Origin of the sequence: Devosia oryziradicis, from assembly GCF_016698645.1 — a bacterium.
Taxonomy (GTDB): domain Bacteria; phylum Pseudomonadota; class Alphaproteobacteria; order Rhizobiales; family Devosiaceae; genus Devosia; species Devosia oryziradicis.
The window spans coordinates 2,101,429-2,122,371 of record NZ_CP068047.1 but is presented as its reverse complement, the minus strand read 5'-3'; the positions used below and the strand labels follow the sequence as shown (position 1 = coordinate 2,122,371).

23 protein-coding genes are annotated in these 20,943 nt (G+C 63.4%); 11 read left to right on the top strand and 12 right to left on the bottom strand.

Annotated features, from left to right (window positions below):
- The first annotated feature begins 38 nt into the window (after nucleotides 1-38).
- From JI749_RS10600 to JI749_RS10590, 3 genes are read left to right on the top strand one after another with little or no spacing between them, the layout of a single operon-like run.
- Complete coding sequence (locus JI749_RS10600; RefSeq protein WP_201653271.1) at nucleotides 39-638, top strand: cysteine hydrolase family protein; 600 nt, start codon at nucleotides 39-41, stop codon at nucleotides 636-638.
- Nucleotides 635-1,615: a TIGR03885 family FMN-dependent LLM class oxidoreductase gene (locus JI749_RS10595; RefSeq protein WP_201653268.1), complete on the top strand. Its 981-nt coding sequence runs from the start codon at nucleotides 635-637 to the stop codon at nucleotides 1,613-1,615. The genes JI749_RS10600 and JI749_RS10595 overlap by 4 nt, the downstream gene beginning before the upstream one ends.
- 2 nt (nucleotides 1,616-1,617) lie before the next feature.
- On the top strand, nucleotides 1,618-2,307 hold the full coding sequence (locus JI749_RS10590) for a DUF421 domain-containing protein (RefSeq protein WP_201653265.1): 690 nt from the start codon (nucleotides 1,618-1,620) through the stop codon (nucleotides 2,305-2,307).
- A 2-nt stretch (nucleotides 2,308-2,309) separates the two neighbouring features.
- Here the strand turns inward: JI749_RS10590 and JI749_RS10585 are convergent, their stop codons facing one another.
- Nucleotides 2,310-2,450, bottom strand: coding sequence for a hypothetical protein (locus tag JI749_RS10585; protein WP_201653262.1), 141 nt, complete (start codon nucleotides 2,448-2,450; stop codon nucleotides 2,310-2,312).
- A gap of 1 nt (nucleotide 2,451) precedes the next feature.
- Nucleotides 2,452-2,691: a hypothetical protein gene (locus tag JI749_RS10580; protein ID WP_201653259.1), complete on the bottom strand. Its 240-nt coding sequence runs from the start codon at nucleotides 2,689-2,691 to the stop codon at nucleotides 2,452-2,454.
- Between the two features lie 252 nt (nucleotides 2,692-2,943).
- Between JI749_RS10580 and JI749_RS10575 the strand changes: the two genes are divergently transcribed.
- From JI749_RS10575 to JI749_RS10550, 6 genes are all read left to right on the top strand, one after another.
- Complete coding sequence (locus tag JI749_RS10575; protein WP_201653256.1) at nucleotides 2,944-3,714, top strand: amino acid ABC transporter substrate-binding protein; 771 nt, start codon at nucleotides 2,944-2,946, stop codon at nucleotides 3,712-3,714.
- A 72-nt stretch (nucleotides 3,715-3,786) separates the two neighbouring features.
- A complete protein-coding gene (locus JI749_RS10570) occupies nucleotides 3,787-4,467 on the top strand; it encodes an amino acid ABC transporter permease (protein WP_201653253.1) in 681 nt (226 codons plus the stop codon).
- Nucleotides 4,464-5,228, top strand: a complete 765-nt coding sequence (locus JI749_RS10565) for an amino acid ABC transporter ATP-binding protein (RefSeq protein ID WP_201653250.1) — start codon at nucleotides 4,464-4,466, stop codon at nucleotides 5,226-5,228. Before JI749_RS10570 ends, JI749_RS10565 begins: the two co-directional genes overlap by 4 nt.
- A gap of 38 nt (nucleotides 5,229-5,266) precedes the next feature.
- Entirely contained in the window at nucleotides 5,267-6,019 is a 753-nt protein-coding gene (rlmB, locus tag JI749_RS10560) for a 23S rRNA (guanosine(2251)-2'-O)-methyltransferase RlmB (protein ID WP_201653247.1), read from the top strand.
- Nucleotides 6,019-6,414: a hypothetical protein gene (locus JI749_RS10555; protein ID WP_201653244.1), complete on the top strand. Its 396-nt coding sequence runs from the start codon at nucleotides 6,019-6,021 to the stop codon at nucleotides 6,412-6,414. The genes rlmB and JI749_RS10555 overlap by 1 nt, the downstream gene beginning before the upstream one ends.
- Nucleotides 6,401-7,672 carry an FAD-binding protein gene (locus JI749_RS10550; RefSeq protein WP_233280731.1) on the top strand — a complete coding sequence of 424 codons (1,272 nt, stop codon included), beginning with the start codon at nucleotides 6,401-6,403 and terminating at the stop codon, nucleotides 7,670-7,672. Before JI749_RS10555 ends, JI749_RS10550 begins: the two co-directional genes overlap by 14 nt.
- A gap of 5 nt (nucleotides 7,673-7,677) precedes the next feature.
- Here the strand turns inward: JI749_RS10550 and JI749_RS10545 are convergent, their stop codons facing one another.
- The 8 genes from JI749_RS10545 to xylF form a co-directional block, all read right to left on the bottom strand.
- Nucleotides 7,678-8,394: a polysaccharide deacetylase family protein gene (locus JI749_RS10545; protein ID WP_201653241.1), complete on the bottom strand. Its 717-nt coding sequence runs from the start codon at nucleotides 8,392-8,394 to the stop codon at nucleotides 7,678-7,680.
- Nucleotides 8,395-8,639: 245 nt separating this feature from the next.
- Entirely contained in the window at nucleotides 8,640-9,104 is a 465-nt protein-coding gene (locus tag JI749_RS10540; RefSeq protein WP_201653238.1) for a YaiI/YqxD family protein, read from the bottom strand.
- Nucleotides 9,097-9,648, bottom strand: coding sequence for an AAA family ATPase (locus JI749_RS10535; RefSeq protein ID WP_201653234.1), 552 nt, complete (start codon nucleotides 9,646-9,648; stop codon nucleotides 9,097-9,099). Before JI749_RS10535 ends, JI749_RS10540 begins: the two co-directional genes overlap by 8 nt.
- Nucleotides 9,649-9,667: 19 nt before the next feature.
- Nucleotides 9,668-10,795, bottom strand: coding sequence for an S-(hydroxymethyl)glutathione dehydrogenase/class III alcohol dehydrogenase (locus tag JI749_RS10530; RefSeq protein ID WP_201653231.1), 1,128 nt, complete (start codon nucleotides 10,793-10,795; stop codon nucleotides 9,668-9,670).
- A 63-nt stretch (nucleotides 10,796-10,858) separates the two neighbouring features.
- Nucleotides 10,859-11,563: a DUF1345 domain-containing protein gene (locus JI749_RS10525; RefSeq protein ID WP_201653228.1), complete on the bottom strand. Its 705-nt coding sequence runs from the start codon at nucleotides 11,561-11,563 to the stop codon at nucleotides 10,859-10,861.
- 46 nt (nucleotides 11,564-11,609) lie between these two features.
- On the bottom strand, nucleotides 11,610-12,392 hold the full coding sequence (locus tag JI749_RS10520) for an ATP-binding cassette domain-containing protein (protein WP_201653225.1): 783 nt from the start codon (nucleotides 12,390-12,392) through the stop codon (nucleotides 11,610-11,612).
- Between the two features lie 12 nt (nucleotides 12,393-12,404).
- The gene (locus JI749_RS10515; protein ID WP_233280927.1) at nucleotides 12,405-13,706 is read right to left on the bottom strand and encodes a sugar ABC transporter permease; all 1,302 of its coding nucleotides are present in this window, start codon (nucleotides 13,704-13,706) and stop codon (nucleotides 12,405-12,407) included.
- Nucleotides 13,707-13,835: 129 nt separating this feature from the next.
- A complete protein-coding gene (gene xylF, locus JI749_RS10510; RefSeq protein ID WP_201653222.1) occupies nucleotides 13,836-14,882 on the bottom strand; it encodes a D-xylose ABC transporter substrate-binding protein in 1,047 nt (348 codons plus the stop codon).
- A gap of 225 nt (nucleotides 14,883-15,107) precedes the next feature.
- Between xylF and JI749_RS10505 the strand changes: the two genes are divergently transcribed.
- Nucleotides 15,108-16,325: an ROK family protein gene (locus tag JI749_RS10505; protein WP_201653219.1), complete on the top strand. Its 1,218-nt coding sequence runs from the start codon at nucleotides 15,108-15,110 to the stop codon at nucleotides 16,323-16,325.
- Nucleotides 16,326-16,328: 3 nt separating this feature from the next.
- Here the strand turns inward: JI749_RS10505 and cysN are convergent, their stop codons facing one another.
- Together cysN and cysD are read right to left on the bottom strand one after the other, a co-directional pair.
- Nucleotides 16,329-18,215: a sulfate adenylyltransferase subunit CysN gene (gene cysN, locus JI749_RS10500; protein WP_201653216.1), complete on the bottom strand. Its 1,887-nt coding sequence runs from the start codon at nucleotides 18,213-18,215 to the stop codon at nucleotides 16,329-16,331.
- A complete protein-coding gene (gene cysD, locus JI749_RS10495; RefSeq protein WP_201653212.1) occupies nucleotides 18,215-19,123 on the bottom strand; it encodes a sulfate adenylyltransferase subunit CysD in 909 nt (302 codons plus the stop codon). The genes cysN and cysD overlap by 1 nt, the downstream gene beginning before the upstream one ends.
- A 386-nt stretch (nucleotides 19,124-19,509) precedes the next feature.
- On the opposite strand from cysD, the gene JI749_RS10490 reads away from it, so the two are divergent.
- The gene (locus JI749_RS10490) at nucleotides 19,510-20,937 is read left to right on the top strand and encodes a mannose-1-phosphate guanylyltransferase/mannose-6-phosphate isomerase (RefSeq protein ID WP_201653210.1); all 1,428 of its coding nucleotides are present in this window, start codon (nucleotides 19,510-19,512) and stop codon (nucleotides 20,935-20,937) included.
- The last annotated feature ends 6 nt before the right edge of the window (nucleotides 20,938-20,943 follow it).

Sequence of the window (20,943 nt, the reverse complement as noted above, 5' to 3'; positions counted from 1 at the left end):
GCACACCCGAGCCGTTGCGGCCGGTGGGCGAGGGTTCCATGGGCGAGTTGACCGGGACACACACGGCACATCTTTGCATCGACATGCAGCGCATGTTTGCCGAGCCGACCGAGTGGCACGCGCCGTGGCTGCTCTGCATCCTGCCGGCCATCGAAGCGATCGTGGATCGCCTGCCGGCACGGACCATCTTCACCCGCTTCATTCCGCCGGCCTCGGCCGAAGAGGCGGTCGGGGCGTGGCGGGACTACTATCGCAAATGGGCTTCGATGACGCGAAGCCGGCTGCCGCCAGAACTGCTGGAGCTGGTTCCCAGCCTCGCACGCTATGTGCCGCCCGCCCGTGTCGTCGACAAGCCCGTCTACTCCCCTTGGTTCAATGCCGATCTCGTGGGCGCGCTGCGCGGCGCCGAAATCGATACCATCATTGTCTCCGGCGGCGAGACCGATATCTGCGTGACCGCAGCCGTGCTCGGCGCCATAGACCATGGCTTCCGCGTTGTTCTGCCCACCGATGCGGTCTTCGGCTCTGCCGATGAAACCCATGACGCCATGCTGCGGGTGTTCGAAAGCCGCTTTGGCTTGCAGCTCGTCACCTGCACCACCCAGGACCTCCTCGACGAATTGAGATACGCTTCATGACGACGATCGGCTTCCACGCCTCGCACGAGCAGTTCGCTCCCAGCGCCCTGCGGGACCTTGCCATTCTGGCCGAACAGGCCGGCTTCCAGGCGATCAAGACGTCCGACCACTTCCATCCGTGGAGCGAAAGGCAGGGTCAATCCGGCTTTGCCTGGTCGTGGCTGGGCGCTGCGATGCAGGCGACAACCCTGCCCTTCGGCGCTATTTCCGCTCCAGGCTACCGCTATCATCCCGCAGTGCTGGCCCAGGCGGCCGCGACCTGCGCAGAAATGTTTCCCGATCGGCTGTGGCTTGCGCTGGGCAGCGGGGAGGCCATCAACGAGGCCATTACCGGCGACGCCTGGCCCGAAAAAGCGGAGCGCAACGCCCGGCTGGCCGAATGCGCAGCGGTTATGAGAGCCCTGTTTGACGGAGAAACCGTCACTCATCGCGGCCGCATCACCGTGGTCGAGGCCAAACTTTACTCCCGGCCGGAGCGTCCGGTGCCCCTGTTTGGCGCTGCCATCACGCCGCAAACTGCGGCTTTCGTGGCAGGCTGGGCGGATGGCCTGCTGACGGCTTCCGGAGGAGACATCGCCGCAACGCGGGAGGTCGTCGCGGCCTTCAGGAAGGTGGCGGGTGATAGCAAGCCCATCTACTTGCAGCACGCCTTGAGCTGGGCGGAAACCGAGGACGAAGCCCTCGGCCAGGCGCTAGATCAATGGGGACCTGTCATCGCCGGCGGCGAGGTGAACTGGGACCTTCGCCGCCCTGCTGATTTCGACAGCATCGGCAAGTTGGCCGGTCCTGATGACCTCGCCCGCTGCCTCAAGGTATCCTCCGATGTGTCTCGACATCTCGGTTGGCTTGGAGAATTGATGGAGTTGGGCGTCGATCACATCTACCTGCACAATGTAGGGCGCAACCAGCGGGCGTTCGTCGAACGGTTCGGCCCGGAACTTGCGCAGCTGGCGTGGACATCGACCAAGCGGAGTTAGCCATGGATCAGGCCATTATGGCGCTCGACTTGAAGCGCATGTTGTTTGGGGATGAGTCGCCGCTTTTCCTGCTCGAAATCGCGATACGCACGGCCATTATCTATGGGTACACCCTGCTGCTGCTGCGCTGGCTGGGCAGCCGTACCGTCGGCCAATTGTCGACCGTCGAATTTCTGCTCGTCATCGCGCTGGGCTCGGCTGTCGGCGACGCGATGTTCTACGCAGATGTACCGCTCATCCACGCCATGCTGGTCGTGACGCTGGTCGTGGTCGCAAACAAGCTTCTGGACGTCGTGATTGCAAAGAGCGCGCCCGCTGAGCATTTCCTCGACGGGGAGCCGCGCGAGGCCGTGCGCGATGGGGTAGTGGTGCGCGACTTTCTCGACCAGGCGTCGATCAGCCGGCAGGAGCTGTTTCAGGAACTGCGCGAAAATGGCATCGAACAGCTTGGGGAAGTGCGGCGCGCCTATATCGAGAAAGACGGCAAGGTCACCGTCTTCAAGTTCAGCAAGGACCATGGTGCGGGACTGCCCATCGTGCCGCCGCCGCAAATCGAGCCGCCTGAACTGGTATCACCGCGCGCGGCCGAAGGCGGCGCTAAACTGGTCTGCATCACCTGTGGCGCCGCGCACCAGGGTTCCGACGCCTGTGCCAACTGCGAGCGAACGGAGTGGACACACGCAGTCGACTAGGCTCAGGTCTTGGATGGCTTGGTCTTGCCGGGTTGCTCCAGCTTGGTTCCATCCTGCTTGCGACCCAGGTCGTCGATGTTGTCGTCTTTCTGTTCGCCGGGCTCGGTTTCCAGCGGCGCCGGCTTCGACTTTTCCGTACCCATGTCAGGTCACCACTTTCTGGGTTGGCGGCGGATTGGCCTCCAGCCGCTCCAACGTAAATCCAACTCGGCGCGCGACCTCGAGGTCGAAGTCATGATCGGGACTGGTGCGCTCGTAGTCCCGAAGTTCTTCGGTGGTCACGCCAGCCTCGCGCGCAAACTCGTCAGGGTCGAGCCCAAGGGCAAGGCGTCGATTGTGGTCGCCCTTTGGCTGGCGCTGGCTCGGATCAATGGGAAAGCTCATAGCTGTCTCCTGTCCTGAAAGACTATGGCTATGCAATCGCCCGCCCCCATACTTGGTTCCGGTGCGCAATTCGCCCCAGCCCCAATTCCGGGAAGCGCCCGCTCCGGAACGGTCAAAATCGAGCAAGCCGCTATCGGCATGTCGGGCCGGAGAAAAACATCCATCCAAGTGGTTGAAAGCGTCCGTCGCCAGGCGCAATTTCCACCTCAATTCCGGCCCGCGAGAGGTGACCGGTCGAATATGGAGACACCAATGAAATTCTCGAAGCTGTTGCTCGCACTGGGCATCGTGGCCGTTGCCGCTACCCCGGCTCTGGCCCAGTCGGCCCTGGACCAGATCAAGGAAGCTGGCGCCCTGCGCATCGGCACGGAAGGCACCTACGCGCCTTTTACTTACCACGATGATACCGGTGCACTGGTCGGCTTCGACGTCGAGATCGGTCGCGCCATCGCCGAGCGCCTTGGCGTGGAAGCCGAATTCGTCGAGGGGCCATGGGATGGCCTGATCGCGGGTATCGACGCCAACCGCTATGACGTCGTGATCAACCAGGTTGGCATCAACGAAGAGCGCCAGGCCAAGTACGATTTCTCCGAGCCCTATATTGCCTCCAAGGCTGCCCTGGTGGTCCGTGGCGACAACACCGACATCACCAGCTTCGAGAGCCTCTCCGGCAAGAAGGCTGCACAGACGCTGACCAGCAACTATGGCAAGCTGGCCGAAGGCTATGGCGCCGAACTGGTCCCCACCGAAGGCTTCGACCAGTCGATTGCCCTGGTCGTGCAGGGCCGCGCCGACGCCACCATCAATGACAGCCTGTCCTTCTTCGACTTCAAGAAGCAGCAGCCCGATGCCGATGTGAAGATCGTCGCGACCGAAGCCGATGCCGATTTCTCCGGCGTGTTGCTGGCCAAGGGCAAGCCTGAACTGCTGGCCGCCATCAACGAGGCTCTTGCCTCGATCAAGGAAGATGGCACCTACGCTGAAATTTCGCAGAAATACTTCGGCGAGGACGTCTCGCAGTAGTATCGCGCTGCCGACTGGCTTAGATGGATCGGCCGACACGTTCGGCCGATCCTTGTTTTACGGAATCGCCTGATGCCGCCCTGGCTGTCCCTGATGATCGACTCGCTGCCCTCCCTGTTGTGGGCCTGCCTTGTCTTCACGGTACCGCTCACGCTTCTGTCCTTCGTCCTTGGCCTCGCCGTGGGCTTCATCGCGGCCATTACACGGCTCTTCGCACCGGCGCCCATCGCAGCCATCGTGCGCTTCTATGTCTGGATCATCCGCGGCACGCCGCTGCTGGTACAGCTGTTCCTGATCTTTTATGGACTGCCCAGCGTCGGCATCGTGCTCGACGCGTTTCCGGCCGCGTTGATCGGCTTCACGCTCAATGTCGGCGCCTACACCTCCGAGATCATCCGCGCCGTGCTGGTCTCCGTTCCCAAGGGACAATGGGAGGCTGCCTATTCCATCGGCATGACCTGGGCCCAGGCCATGCGTCGCACCATCCTGCCGCAGGCGACCCGGGTCGCCGTGCCGCCGCTGTCTAATACCTTCATCTCACTGGTCAAGGACACCTCTCTTGCCGCCGCGATCACGGTGCCAGAGCTGTTCCGCGCCGGGCAGCGCATCGTCGCCACCACCTATGAACCGCTGATCCTCTATGTCGAGGTAGCCCTGATCTACCTGGTGGTGAGCTCGGTTCTCTCGAGCCTGCAGGCCCGCGTCGAGAAGCGTTTTTCGCGCTACGGCGGCTTCATCGAGGCCGGATCATGATTGCACTCGAAAATATCCACAAAAGCTTTGCCGACAACCATGTGCTCAAGGGCGTAAGCCTGGTCGTGCCCGAGGGCGGCGTCACCGCATTGATCGGCGCCTCCGGCAGCGGTAAGAGCACGCTGCTGCGCTGCGTCAACTTGCTTGAAAAGCCTCAATCGGGGCGCATCCGCATCGACGATGCCAGCGCCGAATTCAGCCCGGGTACCCAGATCAGTCGCGATGCCGTGCTGGCCCTGCGCCGCAAGACCGGCATGATCTTCCAGAATTTCCAGCTCTTTCCCCACCTGACGGCGGTGGAGAATGTCATGGAGGGCCTCGTCACCGTGCTTAAATGGCCGCGCGACAGGGCGCGCCAGCGGGCGCTCGAACTGCTCGCGACCGTGGGCATGAGCGCCAAGGCGGATGCCTGGCCTGCCAACCTGTCGGGCGGCCAGCAGCAACGCGTCGCCATTGCCCGGGCCCTTGCACCCTCGCCGAAGGTCCTGCTCTGCGACGAGCCGACCTCGGCGCTCGATCCACAACTGGCCACCGAGGTCGTCGAGGTCCTGGCCCAGCTTGCCCGCGACGGCACCACCATGCTGATGGCAACCCACGACCTGCGTCTCGCCGCGACCATTGCCAGCAACGTGGTCTATCTGGACGCGGGCGAGATCGTCGAAGCCGGTCCGGCCCGGCAGGTATTCGCTGCCCCAATGCAGGACCGGACCAAGCGCTTCATCTCGACCCTGACGGCCCATGCAGCGGCGCCCGTGCCCTAACGCTTGCCGCCCCGGTGCAAAGGCGATACGCCTCCCCCATGAGCTTCAACAAGTTTCCGCCCAAGCCGAAATACGATCCCGATACCGGGCCGGTCTATCTCTATGGCCTGCATACGGTACGCGCCGCGCTGGACAACAAGAACCGCATCAAGAAAGTGTTGCTGGCCACGCCAAACGCGCTGATGCGGCTCAAGGAAACCGGCGAAATCGGCAAGGTACAGGTCCAGGAGACCACGCCCAAGGAGCTCGACCGGCTGCTGGGTGCCGACGCCGTGCACCAGGGTGCAGCCCTCGAGGTCGATCCGGTCAGCCGCTTCGGGCTCGATGACATCAAGCCGCTGAAGCTCGTCGTGGTGCTCGACCAGATAACCGACCCGCACAATGTCGGCGCGATCCTGCGCACTGCCTGCGCCTTCGGCGCCGATGCCGTCATCACCACCGCCCGCCACTCGCCCCGCGAGACCGGCGTCATGGCCAAATCGGCCTCCGGCGCGCTGGACCTGGTGCCGATGATCGAGGTGCGCAACCTCGGTGATGCACTGGAAAAGCTCAAGTCCCGCGGCATGTTAGTACTGGGCTTTGATTCTGAATCGGAACATCAGCTCAAGCCGCGCTCGGGCGATCAACCTCTGGCCATCGTCATGGGTGCCGAGGGCAAGGGCCTGCGCCAGCGCACCCGCGAACTCTGCGACGAGATGGTCAAGCTCGACATGCCCGGGCCGATCAAATCGCTGAACGTTTCCAACGCCGCCGCCATCGCGCTGTTCGCGGCCACCGCAGGACGATCCTGATGAGCCAGTTCGAGCCCTTCGCCATGGCGCTGCGCCTGTCGGGCGTTACCGTCGGCCAGTACGACCTTGATGCCGCCCTCAAGCAGCTGACCAGTCGCTATGAAGCCGAAGACGCCGAAGGCAGCTTCTACGCCCAGGTCGATATACCGACCAAAAATCCGGTCCGCGCCCTGCTGGAACTGGCAGAACGCTCTGGCGCCGCCATCTCGGCCATGCTCGAGGATCGCCGCATCGGCAAGGCGGTACTCGATATCGCATTCGACTATCCCGAGCATGGCGAGGCCATGTCGGCCCGACTGCCGGCCCATGCCGCGGCAGCGATCGCCGGTTGCGGTATCGACATTGAGGTATCGGTCTACCTGACCGACGTCGAAGAAGACGATGAGGACGATTGACGCGAACATGGCCGATCGACCGCAGAACTGGGCCGGCAACATCGTCTTCAGCACGGGACACGTCGAGCGCCCGGCCAGCGTCGAGGAGTTGCAGGACGTCCTGCACCGCGCGGACAAGGCCAGGGTGCTCGGCTCCGGACATTCATTCAACCCCATCGCCGACACCGATGGCGTGTTGATCTCGCTGGCCGCGCTCACCGGCATTCGCAAGATCGACCATGCCGCCCGCACCGTAACCATCGAGGGCGGCACGACCTATGCCCAACTCCTGCCCGCGCTGCACGCGGCCGGCTACGCGCTGGAGAACCTGGCATCGCTGCCGCATATAACCGTGGCCGGCGCCGTAAGCACGGCGACACACGGCTCCGGCAATGGCAACAGCAACCTCGCTGCCGCCGTCGCCGGGCTGGAACTCGTCACGGCCAATGGCGAGATCATCCGCCGGCAGCGCGGCGACGCCGATTTCGATGGCATGGCGGTAAGTCTCGGCGCCCTGGGCGTAGTCAGTGCGCTGACGCTCGATGTCGTTCCGGCCTTCGATATCCGCCAGACGGTTTATCTCGACTTGCCGCTCGAAACCCTGCTGGCCAATTTCGATGCCGTTACCGGCGCCGCCTATAGTGTGAGCCTGTTCACCCGTTGGCAGGGTGATCACATCGATCAGGTCTGGGTCAAGGCGCTGGCGACGGCTGGCGAGCCTTCTGAAACGCTGTTCGGCGCGCCCGCTGCCGATGCCCCTAGACACCCGCTCCCCGGCATGGATCCTGGCAATTGCACACCACAGATGGGCGTGGCCGGCCCCTGGCATGAACGCCTGCTTCACTTTCCAATCGGCTTTCTTGCCTCGGCCGGCGCCGAACTGCAGTCGGAGCATTTCGTTTCCCGGACGGTCGCCACCCAGGCGATCCAGGCCTTGCGCGCGGTTCAGGCACGTTTTGCGCCCGCCCTGTTTGCCTCTGAAATCCGCACCATAGCCAGCGACACGCTATGGCTGAGCACGGCACAGGGTCAGGACGCCGTCGGCTTTCATTTCACCTGGAAGCCGGAATGGGAGCGCACCCTTGACGCCGTGCGCTGCGTGGAAGAGGCCCTGGCGCCATTCGCACCGCGACCACATTGGGCCAAAGTGTTCACCCTGCCCGCCGATATGGTCCGAGCCCGCTACCCGCGATTGCCGGATTTCGTGGCACTGGCCAATCGGCTCGACCCTGGCGGCAAGTTCCGCAACCGCTTCGTTGACGACCTGCTTTTCGGCTGAACGACCTAAAGCGTGCCGCGCAGCAATGGTCCATCGGCCGTAATCAGGTCACGGCCGAAGACGCCGTTGTCCTTGGGCACGAGCCGCACCACCGTGTAGCCCTTCTCTTCCAGTTGCGCCAGGAACAGCGGCAACGTGTCGACCGTGCGCTGATGGATATCGTGGAACAGGATGATACCGCTGCCGCGCGCCTCCAGGCGGTCCATCGTGCGCGACACGATCGTTGCCGGGCTGTCCTTGTAGTAGTCCTTGCTGTCGATATCGACGTCGAGCACCACCATGCTGCCCTGGATCAGGTTGGTGCGCAGGAACCCCGTTTGCGACAGGTAGGGAAAGCGGAAGAAGGGCGAGAGCGTCTGGCCGCCGCCTGCCAACGCCAGCCGCACCGCACGCTCGCCCTTGGCAATTTCATCCAGCGCCGCCTGCCGGCTGAGATTGCCGAGGTCGACATGGCTGAAGGTGTGGCTGCCCACGGTATGGCCGCTGGATGCGACCTGCTGGGCCAGCCCGGGATTGGCCTGCGCTGCCGAGCCCAGCATCAGGAACGTTGCCTTGACCCCAAAATCGTCGAGCGTGGCCAGAATGGAAGGTGTCTTGCCCGCGCGCGGGCCGTCGTCGAATGTCAGGACGACTTCACCCGGTCGCAGCACGATGTCCGCCGTTGAGGCGACGGCGAGGGTGCGCCCGGCCAGGTGTCCGCCGGAAAAAATGCGCTGCGGCATTGGCTGTTGGGTAATCGGCTGCGAGGCCGGCAGAATGCTGTTGGTGATGAGTGGCGACGTGCCGGCAAGTTGCGGCGATAGCGCCTGGGAGGCTGGCGGCTTCGCACATCCGGCCAGTGCAACGCCCGCAATCACAAGACTCATAACAAAACGCGAAAGCGACACGGGACTGAACTCAGCGCCATTACAACTGCGCCCAGTTTTCAGCGATTATGGTTAACATTCCCCTCGCGAATGCTTAAGAACTACTTACTCGCCAATGATTTAGCCCTACGCCCCAGCGTGTCGAGCGCGCTGAGGAAAGCTGAGCGATCCGCCGGCCGGAAGCCGGCATTGTAGCCCTTGATCTCGCCGGTCTCCCGCAGATGCTGCTTGAGGTCGCGCATTGCCAGCGCCATGCCAATGGATGCGGGCGTGAACGGCTTGCCGGTAAAACCCAGCACGTGGCAACCCTTGTCGATGGCGCGGCTGGCCAGCGGGATGTCTGCGGTCAGCACGATGTCGTTGGCCACGGCATTTTCGACGATCCAGTCATCGGCTGCGTCGGCTCCCGCCGGCACCACCACCACCCTGATCATCGGGTCGCGCGATGGCCTGATGCCGCCATTGCTCACCAGCATCACCACCAGCCCCAGTCGCTCGGCCACCCGCATCGCCTCTTCCTTGACCGGACAGGCATCGGCATCGACGAAAATGGTGGGATCAGGCATGGGCGATGACTTCCCTCACGAAGGCCAGCCGTTCGGCGACATCAGCCTTGGGCAGTTCGACGATGTGGTAGCCCAGTTCCACATAGACATCACGCATAGGGTCATAAATGCGCTGGGCGTGTTCCCAGCCCTCGGTCCGCTCGGCGTCGTCGGCATAGATTTCCCGCCAGGGCGGCGCAAAGAAGACAGTGGCATTGTAACGGTAGAGCATGGAGGCCCTGGCGAAATGCTCCGCCTGGGGCAGCTTGAGCATGCGGCCATAGGCCACCAGGTCGGGAATGCCCCGGTCGCACAGTACCGAACCAACCACAGTCCGCAGCGCCTGCCAGCTCTGGATATCCCGATCGAGCATCAACTCGGCAAACATGGCCGGGTTGCGCCATTGCACCGCAGGACCATCAATAGCGGCCTGCGACTGGATCACGGCCCGCGCCGCCTCCTGGCCGACGGCCATCCCAGCAGCCGATGCAGCATTGAGCAGGGTCGTCTTGCCGGCGCCTGGCGCGCCGGTCACGATAAACAGATTGTCGGCGCGCTCGATCACGCTGCGACCTCGGGCGGGCTCAGTACACCACCACGCTGCGGATACTTTCGCCCGAATGCATCATGTCGAAGCCCTTGTTGATCTCCTCGAGGCGCAGCGTATGGGTAATCATCGGGTCGATCTCGATCTTGCCGTCGAGATACCAGTCGACGATCTTGGGCACATCGGTGCGCCCCTTGGCGCCACCGAACGCCGTGCCCATCCAGGTGCGGCCGGTAACGAGTTGGAACGGGCGGGTCGAGATTTCCTTGCCCGCGCCGGCGACGCCGATCACTACCGACTTGCCCCAGCCGCGATGGCTGCATTCGAGCGCCTGACGCATAACCTGCGTGTTACCGGTGCAGTCGAACGTGTAGTCGGCCCCGCCGATCAGGTCGCCCCGCCGCTTGGTGAGGTTGACCAGATACGGCACGACATCGCCCTCGATCTCGGTCGGATTGACGAAATGCGTCATTCCGAAACGCTCGCCCCACTCCTTCTTGGCATTGTTGATGTCGACGCCGATGATCATGTCGGCGCCGGCCAGCCGCAGGCCCTGGATCACGTTTAGCCCGATGCCGCCCAGGCCGAACACTACGGCCGTGGCCCCGACCTCGACCTTAGCGGTATTGATCACCGCACCAATGCCGGTGGTGACGCCGCAGCCGACATAGCAGACCTTGTCGAAGGCTGCCGCGGCATCGATCTTGGCAACCGCGATCTCGGGCAGCACGGTGAAATTCGAAAAGGTCGAGCAGCCCATATAGTGGTGAATCGGCTTGCCTTCGAACGAGAAGCGCGACGTGCCATCGGGCATCAGCCCCTGCCCCTGCGTGGCCCGGATGGCCGTGCAGAGATTGGTCTTGCCAGAGCGGCAGGAATAGCATTCGCGGCATTCGGGCGTGTAGAGCGGAATGACGTGGTCGCCCTTCCTTAGGCTGGTCACCCCGGGCCCCACATCGACCACCACGCCCGCGCCCTCATGACCCAGGATCGCCGGAAACAGCCCCTCGGGATCGGCGCCCGACAGGGTAAAGTCGTCGGTGTGGCAGATGCCCGTCGCCTTGATCTCGATCATCACCTCGCCCGCCTTGGGACCATCGAGGTCCACCTCGACGATCTCGAGCGGCTTGCCGGATTGGAAAGCTACGGCGGCGCGGGTCTTCATGGGGGATTCTCCTCGAACGGTCTTTGCCAACCTGTGGCATGCAGACCGCCTTCAGGGCAACCGCTACGCGCCGCCCACCGCGACCACGACATTGACCGTACCAGCGACAATCAGCGTATTGAAGAAATAGGCGAAGGTGGAATGCAGCAGTACGATCTTGCGCATCTTGCCCGACGTGACACGGATGTCCGAAACCGCAAAGGCAGTACCGATCACATAGGCGAAATAGATAAAGGCCAGCCCGTCCGGATTGTCGCCCTCGGGAAAGTCTAGGCCGCCTGAAATCGCGCCTCCCTCGGTCTCGTAATACTCGTAGGCATAGTGCAGCGCGGCCATGGTCTGGATCGTGAACCAGCCCAGCAGCACCGAAGCGACACTCAACACCAACTCGTTGAGCAGCGGCCCCTCGTCCCTGCCATTGAGCGCCATGAACAGGCTCACGCAGCAGACGCCGACGATGGCGACCACCGTAGCGAAAATCAGAACCGTGGGCGTATCTGCCCGATCGGCGCGGGCGCGCAGGAACCCAGGAGTGAGCACCGGCAGCATCAGACCCACCAGCCCGAGATAGATGACAAAGGTGGCAATGGCCCCGATCGGCGCGGCAAAGGCCGGCCACCACCACAGCGCGATGAGAAAGGCCAACACCCCGCCGGCAAGCCCGATAAAGAACGTGCCGTGCCGCGGCAACCGCATCGCGGCGATGCGCAGCGCGATGGCTTCGCGCCGCCCGGGTTGTTTCTTCGTCCGGTTGCGTCCTGTCGCCATGATCCCCCCGCCGCAGCCTAGTGGCCGCACGCTGCGGGCGCAACGGCTACCCGGCTATGGCGCCCGGGCCGGGCGTCGCACCCGCGGGCACCTTGCCCAGGATGATCATGCCCAGCACTTCGTCCTTGGTGACGTCCGCGGTGCGCGCGCTGCCCACCACCTGGCCGTTCTTCATGACCACCACGCGGTCGGCAAGGTCGAAGACGTCATGGATGTCGTGGCTGATCAGGAAAATGCCGATCCCATCGGACTTGAGCTGCTTGATGAGATCGCCCACCTGCGCCGTTTCCTGCGGGCCGAGCGCCGCGGTGGGCTCGTCCATGATCAGGATGCGGGCATTGAACAGGATGGCGCGGGCAATGGCCACCGACTGGCGCTGGCCGCCCGACAGGGCCTTCACCGGCTCCTTGAAGCGGCGGAAGTTCGGGTTGAGCCGGCCCATCACTTCGCGGGCCTTCGACTCCATTGCTGCATCGTCCAGCGTGCCGATCGGCGTCGTGATCTCGCGACCCAGGAACAGATTGGCAGCGGCGTCGACATTGTCGGCCACGGCCAGCTGCTGGTAGATCGTCTCGATGCCATAGGCCTTGGCGTCGCGCGGATTGTTGATGGCCGCATCTTCGCCATTGATGCGGATCGAACCGGCATCGCGCTTATAGGCACCCGACAGGATCTTGATCAGCGTCGACTTGCCCGCACCATTGTGGCCGAGCAGGCCCACGACTTCGCCGGGGAATAGATCGATCGAGGCGCGATCCACCGCGCGGATACCGCCGAAGGAGATCGAGATGTCGTTCATCTCGACGAGAGGCGTTCTGGTGTCCAGCATGACAAGGACTCCCTAGTGTTTGTTACGGCGGTAGAGCGTGTCGAGCCACACCGCAAAAACGAGAACCGCGCCGACCACGATGGACTGCAGCGGGCTGTCGAGGCCCATCAGCACCATGCCCGACTGCAGCGACTGCATGACCAGCGCACCCAGTAGCGCACCGGCAATGGTGCCGACGCCGCCGGCCAGCGACGTGCCGCCGATCACCGCCGCGGCGATGACATAGAGCTCGTCCAGCGTGCCCAGCGCATTGGTTGCCGCGTTGAGCCGGGCGGTCGAAATGGCGGCCGCGATGGCGCAGAGGGCGCCCATCAGCATGAAGATCTTGACCGTGACCCAGCGCGTATTGATGCCGGCGAGTTCGGCGGCTTCAGGGTTGCCGCCCATGGCGAATACATAGCGCCCGAAGCGGGTCCGGGTGGCAATGAATGTCATGACGACGCCGACGCCCAGCGCAATCAGCACCGGCACGGCAATGCCATGCGAGATGAAGAGGCCACCTTCCGGCACGGCGATGCCATTGGCCTCGGCATAGTTCTCGGCAATCCGGCGAGGCCAGGGATAGGCATTGGCCACCCAGACCGCCCCGATGGCAAGGCCGCAGCCGATGGCCCCCAGCGCTGCCTCCGCCCAGACCGGGCGCAGCGGGAAATTGAAGCGGCGACGCTGCCGACGGCCCCAATACAGTCCGATCAGGATCGCTGCGCAGGCAAGCACGGCCACCACCCAGCTCCACAACTGGCCGATCGAACCGGCCGGACCGCCGCCCATGAGCTGGAATGTCGGGTCCATTGGCGCCACGGTGCGCCCCATGGTGACCCACCAGGCGGCCCCGCGCCACACCAGGTATCCGCCCAGCGTGACGATGAAAGCCGGGACTCGCAGATAGGCGATGATCGTCCCCTGCAATGCCCCAATGCCGACGCCCACGACAAGGCCAGCCACCAGCGACAGCACCCAGATCAGCGGATTGCCAAGCCCCAGGCCCAGTTGCGACGGCAGGATATCGGTCTGCATCACGCCCATCACCATGCCGACCAGGCCCAGGATGGAGCCGACCGACAGGTCGATATTGCGGGTGACGATGATCAGCACCATGCCGGTGACCATCACGGCCACCGAGGCAGTCTGGACGGAAAGGTTCCAAAGGTTGCGGGGCGTCAGGAACAGGCCGCCCGAAAAGATATTGAAGCCGATCCAGATGATTGCCAAGGCGCCGATCATGCCCAGGAGGCGCGTGTCGAGTTCGGTCGCCATCAGGAAGCGCTGCAGCGGGTTCTGCACGAACCGGCTCGGATGGATGTTGGTCGGAATGGCGTGCTGTTCTGCCAAAATGGTCTCTCCCCCGCTGGGCTGCGCCACGAGCGGCGGCGCGGTCCCGTCACGACGGTGCCGCAGCGCGAACGCCGCGGCACCCTCTGGTCAGGATATTATGTTTGCGTCTTAGTTACACGCGGCAACCGAGCCAGCGGCAACGCCGGCGCAGACCACATCCTTGGTAACCCAGCCGGCGTCGATGACGACGTCGAGGTTATCCTTGGTGATGGCGACGGGGGCGATGAAGAAGGCATTCATTGCCACGCCCTTCGGGCCACCGGCGAAAGGCACGACGCCGGTGACTTCGCTCAGCGCCTTGCCACCTGCCAGTTCCAGGGCCACTTCGGCGGCCTTCTTGCCCAGTTCGCGGGCGTCCTTCCAGACCGACACGGTCTGGGTGCCCAGGGCAATGCGGTTGAGGGCGGCATGGTCGCCGTCCTGGCCCGACACCGGCACCGAGCCTGCCAGGCCCTGCGCAGCCAGCGCAGCAATCGCGCCGCCGGCAGTGCCGTCGTTCGAAGCGACAACGGCGTCGACTTCGTTGTTGTTGGCGGTCAGGAACTGTTCCATGTTCGCCTGGGCGACTTCCGGGTTCCAGTTATCGGTATAGGCTTCGCCGACGTTGACGATCTTGCCCGCATCGATGCCGGCCTGCAGCACTTCCATCTGGCCTTCGAACAGGAAGTCGGCGTTCGGATCGGCCGAGTTGCCCTTGATGAAGACATAGTTGCCTTCGGGCTGGACGGCGGCGACGCCGGCAGCCTGGAGACGACCGACTTCCTTGTTGTCGAAGGTCAGGTAGAACGCATCTGGATTTTCGATCAGGCGATCATAGCCGATGACCGGAATGCCTTCGGCGACAGCCGCAGCAACGGCGGGACCGACAGCTTCGCTGTCCTGGGCCAGCACGATGATGGCATCGGCGCCCTGCGAGATCAGGCTTTCGATGTCCGTCAGCTGCTTGGAGGCCGAAGACTGGGCGTCAGCCGAGATATAGGTCGCACCGGCGGCGTCCAGCACGGCCTTGATGGCGGCTTCGTCGGTCTTCCAGCGTTCTTCCTGGAAGTTGTTCCACGACACGCCGACGGTGATGCCGTCCTGCGCAAAGGCGGCGATACCGGCCGTGCCGGTAATGACGGTCGAGCAAAGCAAGACCGCTAGAAACTTGTTCATGTCTGTCCTCCCTGGGCGGGCAGTCCTCTACCCGCATACGTGCCGGTGGCTTTGCCCCAGCGGGCACCCTCCACCAGCGCCCTGAGCATTAATTTCACTGCTCGAAAAAAGGTGTGCCACGGCGTGGCGCGACAAGTCAACTTCAATTTCGGAACTCGAAATAAATACCGATTGCGATTATCGCGGAGGAGTGGTGTGTTGCGTCCCGGAGTGAGGAGTAAGTTGTTGGCGCGCAACGTCAGCGATAGTGACAGTGTCCGGCGGCAGAACCGGGGCCTGGTGCTTGGCGCCTTGCGTGTGCAGGGTTCGCTCTCGCGCACCGCGCTGGCGAGCGGCACCGGCCTGAGCCACGCCAGCATTACCGCAATCACCCATGACCTGATCGCGCAACAGGTCATCACGGAACTCCAGTCCGAGGAAAAATCTGACGGTCGCGGTCGTGGCCGTCCGGCGACGCTGGTCGGCTTCAACCGCCATATCGGCGCGGCAGCACTGTTCGAGGTCGACGTAAACCGTTCACGGCTCTCCCTCGTGGATTACGGTGGCGTGCTCGTGGATCGAATCGAAACACCGATCACCCCCATCACCTTTGCCGAGGCGCCTCCGGCGGTCTTCTTCGCCCAGAGGCTGCGCCAGCTGCAGGCGCGTAATCCCGGCGTGGCTGGCGTGCTCCGCCGCGTGGCAATTTCGGTGCAGGGCATCCTCGACCGCGATGGCCTTAGCCTTAAGTGGTCTCCGATTGCTCACCTGGCAAACCGCCCCTTCGCGGCGGAGCTCGCCGAAGCCTTCGCGGTGCCCGTCGCCCTGCACAAGCGCGGACGATTGCTGGCCGAGGGGGCGCGCTGGCTCGATCCGGCTTTGCACGATGCGAGCGTCGCGACCGTCTTCGTCGGCTCGACGGTTGCCATGGGCATGACCTTTCGCGGGCAGATCATGGGCCGCGGCGACGAAGGCGCCACCGAATTCGGCCACATGAACCACCAACCCAACGGCGCCCTGTGCCGCTGCGGCATGCGTGGCTGCATCGAGGCCTATGCTTCCGATTATGGCGTGTTGCGTACAGCCTACTCCGTGCCCGAAACGGCCGCCCCTGCCCCGGCCGTGCCGCAACATGAATATGATGGCCTGATCGCTCGCGCCGAAGCCGGCGACCGCGCGGCCACCCATGCCTTCAACCTGGCCGGCCGTGCCGTCGGCTTTGGGCTGAGCCGGATGATGGCCGTGTTCGACCCGTCCCACATCCTGATCGTCGGCCCCGGCGCACGCGCCTTCGCCCTGATGCAGTCTGAAATAAAGACCGCACTGGCCAGTGCCCTGGTCTGCCGCATCAACGGGATGCCCAAGATCATCGCACACCGCGACGAAAAGGAGCCCATCTTCAAGGGACTCCTGATGAAGACCCTGAACGAGATCGATCAGGATGTCTTTGCGGGCATGACCTGACCGTTACAGCTTCAGCCAGTCATGCAGTTTGTCGGCCAGCGCGGTCGGCTCTTCCTCGGCACCATGCAGCACCAGGTCGGGGTTGGCAGGCGGCTCGAACGGAGAGTCGATGCCGGTGAAGTTCTTGATCTCACCGGCACGAGCACGCCGATAAAGTCCCTTGGGGTCGCGCGCTTCGCAGACGGCCAGCGGCGTATCGACGTAAACCTCGGCAAAGTCGACGTCGCCGGCAATTTCACGCGCCAGGCGGCGTTCCTTTTCGAAGGGCGAGATGAACGACACCAGCACGATCAGGCCCGCATCTGCCATGAGCCGCGCGACTTCAGCCACGCGGCGAATATTCTCGACGCGTGCCGCCTCGGTGAAGCCGAGATCCTTGTTGAGACCGTGCCGGACGTTGTCGCCATCCAGGATATAGGCATGGCGCCCCTCGGCCGTGAGCCGCTTTTCCAGCAAGTTGGCGACCGCCGACTTGCCCGACCCCGAAAGGCCGGTGAACCAGACGATCGAGGGTTTCTGCCCCTTCATCTGCGCGCGCACGTCGCGGTTCACGTCAAAGGACTGATAGCTGAGGTTCTGCGCCCGGCGTAGACCATAGTCGATCGTCCCGGCTCCCAGCGTCGCATTGGACAGCCGGTCGACCAGAATGAACCCGCCAGTCAGCGGATTGGCGAAATAGGGATCGAAGGCGATCGGCTTGTCGGTCGCGATGGTAACGGTAGCGACTTCGTTGAGATCAACCTTGGTGGCAGCCGTCTGCTCCAACGTATTGACATTGGTGCGGAACTTGAGGTCGGTGATCGTCGCCGGTACCAGTTGCGAGCCGACCTTGAGGAGGTAGGAACGCCCTGGAAAGGCCGGCTCCTCGCTCATCCAGATCAGACGAGCCTGGAACTGGTTAGAGAAATCTGGCGTCTCGCCGGGGCGCGACAGCACATCGCCGCGCGAAATATCGACCTCGCGGTCGACAAGCAGCGTCACCGCCTGCCCCGCATTGGCCCGCTGCAGGTCGCCATCCATGGTGACGATACGCTTGATGATTGCCGGCTTGCGCGATGACGCGATCAGCACATCATCACCCACGGCGATGCTGCCGGATGCGACGGTGCCCGAAAAGCCCCGAAAATCGAGATCGGGCCGGTTGACCCACTGCACCGCGAAGCGGAACTTATCCGCAGTGCGATCCTCACTGACCTCGATCGTCTCGAGGTAAGGCACCAACGCGGAGCCGGAATACCAAAGCGTCCTCTCGCTCGGCGCCAGGATGTTATCGCCGCGCAGCGCAGAAACGGGGATCGTCGCCAGCGTCTTGAAGCCCAGCGGCTCGGCGAAGGCCTTGTATTCGGCCACGATGCGGTCAAACACCGCCTGGTCATAGTCGACCAGGTCGATCTTGTTGACCACCAGCACCACATGCTTCACGCCGATCAGCGACAGGATGAAGCTGTGCCGCCGGGTTTGTGTGAGCACGCCCTTGCGCGCATCGATCAGCACCAGCGCCAGGTCGGCATTGGAGGCGCCGGTCGCCATGTTGCGGGTATATTGCTCGTGGCCGGGCGTGTCGGCGACGATGAACTTGCGCTTGTCGGTCGAGAAGAACCGATAGGCCACGTCGATGGTGATGCCCTGCTCGCGCTCGGCGGCCAAGCCGTCCACCAGCAGCGAGAAGTCGATGCCCTCGTCCCCGGTCGTCCGGTTGCGGCTTTCCTTCTTGAGGCTGGCCAACTGGTCGTCCAGGATCAGCTGGCTGTCATAGAGCAGCCGGCCGATCAGCGTGGACTTACCGTCGTCGACGCTGCCGCAGGTCAGGAAACGCAGCAGCGACTTCTCGGTCTGCTGCGCGAGCCACAGCTCGATATCGGTATCCGGCGTGATCATCGGCAGGTTCATCAGAAATACCCTTCCTGCTTCTTCTTTTCCATGGAACCGACGCTGTCGGTGTCGATCAACCGGCCCTCGCGCTCGGAGGTACGGCTGGCCTGCATTTCCATGATGATTTCCGGCAGGGTTGCGGCGGTCGAGCGGATCGCTCCGGTCAGCGGGTAGCATCCAAGCGTCCGGAACCGCACCATTTCCTCGCGCGGCTGTTCGCCCGGATTGAGCGGCATGCGCTCGTCATCCACCATGATCAGCGTGCCCGAACGCTCCACCACTGGCCGTGGCTTGGCGAAATACAGCGACGGGAGCTCGATCCCCTGATCGTAGATGTAGGTCCAGACATCCAGCTCGGTCCAGTTGGAGATCGGGAACACCCGCATGCTCTCGCCGGGATTGAGCCGGGTGTTGAACACGCGCCAGAGCTCCGGCCGCTGGTTCTTCGGATCCCAGGCGTGATTGGCATTGCGGTGGGAGAAGATGCGCTCCTTGGCGCGGGATTTCTCCTCGTCGCGCCGCGCGCCGCCGATAGCAGCGTCGTATCGCCCGGCATTGAGCGCCTGCCGCAGCGCCTGCGTCTTCATGATGTCGGTGTAGCGCGACGAGCCATGGTCGAACGGATTGATGTTGTTGGCCAATCCCTCCGGATTGGTATGGCTGATCAGGTCGAAGCCATATTTTTCCGCCATGCTGTCACGGAAGGCGATCATCTCCCGGAACTTCCAGGTTGTGTTCACATGCAGCAGCGGAAATGGGATTTTGCTCGGATAAAAGGCCTTCCGTGCCAGATGCAGCAGGACGCTGGAATCCTTCCCGATCGAATACATCATCACCGGACGTTCGAAGCTGGCAGCGACTTCGCGCAAGATCTCGATGCTCTCGGCCTCGAGGCTTTGCAGATGCGTCAACGAACTGGTGGTCACTCGATCGATACTCCGCCGGCACGGTGAAAATGCAGGTATTTGCTGCTCGTCAGTAAGGCCGGTATGGGCTTCCCATCAAGTGCGAAAAGTGCCCGAAATGCCCGTCTGACAGGGCTCCGGGCATATTTGTCTCCCCCCGCCCCGCTTGCGGACATCCTCCTGCCGCCGCGCCTTTTGCCTTGCGGCTGAAAATGCGTGTTGCGGCCATTGCGCGGAAAAAAAGTTCAAGCCTCTCCCGGTGGTGGCTCCGGTGCGTACGTCTCAGCGTGACGCAACCGTTGTGACAAGCTTAACCACCTGAAAAAATGGAAGGAACCGTTGCGCCGCAGCCGTATTCATCCTGCCGTCAGCGGCCTGTATGCTCGGCGCAAAGAGGACAACCTGCAATGACCCAGATCATCGTACCGGTCATCCTGGCCGGCGGCCAGGGCACCCGGCTCTGGCCAATGTCTCGCGCTGCGCGCCCCAAGCAGTTCCTCCCGCTGACTGGCCCTACGAGCCTGTTCCAGAACGCCTTGCAGCGTGTCGCCGATACCGCGCGCTACGCGCCGGCCATCGTCATCACCAATGCCGACTATCGCTTCATCGTTGCCGAGCAGGCGGCCGAGTTGGGGATGAAACTGTCTGGCATCCTGCTTGAACCGGTAGCCCGCAACACGGCCGTCGCCATCGCCGCGGTCGCCGAATATGCCAAGGCGCATTTCGGCCCCGAGGCCATCCTTCAGATTTTGCCTTCGGACCACGACGTGGCCGTAGACGAGGGCTACTGGGCCGCCGTAGCGGAAGCTGCCAGCGCCGCCATGGCCGGACAGCTCGTAACCTTCGGCATTATGCCGACACACCCTGAAACCGGCTTCGGCTACATCAAGGCAGATGCGACGGTCGGCGGCGGTGCCCGTCCCGTCGACCGCTTCGTCGAGAAGCCCGATGTTGAGAGGGCGACCCAGATGCTGGCCGAAGGCGGCTACTTCTGGAATTCGGGCATGTTCATGATCGGCGCAGCGGCTTTCCTGCGTGAATGCGAATATCTGGCGCCCCAGACACTGCAAGCGGCCCGGCAGTCGGTGGCCCAGGCGGTTACCGATCTCGATTTCATCCGCCTCGACGAGGCAGCCTTTGCCACCGCGCCCAATATTTCGGTCGACTACGCCATCTTTGAAAAGACCGACAAGGCCGCGGTCGTCGCCGTCGACTTCGGCTGGTCCGACTTGGGCAGCTGGGACGCGATCTGGAAGAATGCCGACCGCGACGCGGCTCAAAACCTCACACAGGGGCCGGTCACACTCGCCAATGTCACCAATTCCCTGGTCATTTCCGACCAGGCTCATGTGGCGGTCAGCGGCCTCGACGACGTCGCCGTCATCGCCACCAATGATGCCATCTATGTCGGGCGGCTGTCCGAAGCGCAGAAGGTTGGCCAGATGGTCAAGACACTGCGATCCGACAAGGACACAGCAGGCCTCACCGAAATTCATCGCACCGCCTATCGCCCCTGGGGCGGCTACTCATCGGTGCTGAACGGCGAGCGCTTCCAGGTCAAGCGCCTGTTCGTCAAGCCTGGCAAGAAGCTCAGCCTGCAAAAGCACTATCATCGCGCCGAACATTGGGTCGTGGTACGCGGCACGGCAGAAGTGACCCTCGACGGCACCATCACCGTCCTCAACGAAAACGAGTCGATCTACCTGCCGCTGGGCTGCGTCCACCGTCTCGCCAATCCCGGAAAGATCGATCTCGAACTGATCGAAGTACAGACCGGCTCCTACCTCGGCGAAGACGACATTATCCGGATCGAGGACGAGTTCGGTCGGGCCTGACCCACG